This window comes from Lysinibacillus sp. 10T31 (genome assembly GCF_056394365.1).
In genome coordinates this window covers 1-375 of the sequence record NZ_JBFTHS010000262.1, presented here as the reverse complement: position 1 = coordinate 375, position 375 = coordinate 1, and the positions used below count along the sequence as shown (strand labels likewise).

The following is a 375-nucleotide window of genomic DNA, read 5'->3' as shown; positions in this document are numbered from 1 at the left end:
GTGCAACCGTGCCGAAGCCCAGCGTCTGCCGGCCATGCATGGCCACGGTGTCGGGCTGGGACTGCTCGGCATAGCCGAACAGGATCTGCCGCGCATCCACCTGCAGCTGGCCACTGCCTGTACCCGCGCCACCGGCAACAACATCGCCAGCCGGACGCGCACTGCCGTTCCAGACGAGGGTATCGGTGCGGATGCGGGCCACTGCATCGGCATCGCCCTGGCCACGGATGGCGGGCGCGGTCAGCACCAGTTGTCCCAGCGTTGACTTGCCGCTGGCATCGAGCGTGGACAGCTCTACCGAATCAAAGAAGTTCACCGCATCGCCGGCCGTCAGCACCAGCTTTTCCAATGCAGGCGCACCGGTACTGGCATCGC

Annotated in this window: 1 protein-coding gene; it reads right to left on the bottom strand. The window is 66.4% G+C overall.

All coding sequences use genetic code 11. The annotated features are described in order from the left end of the window. A partial coding sequence (locus AC1DCY_RS27955) for a hypothetical protein (protein WP_477356108.1) occupies positions 1–349 on the bottom strand: 349 nt, incomplete at its 3' end. Between the last annotated feature and the right edge of the window lie 26 nt (positions 350–375).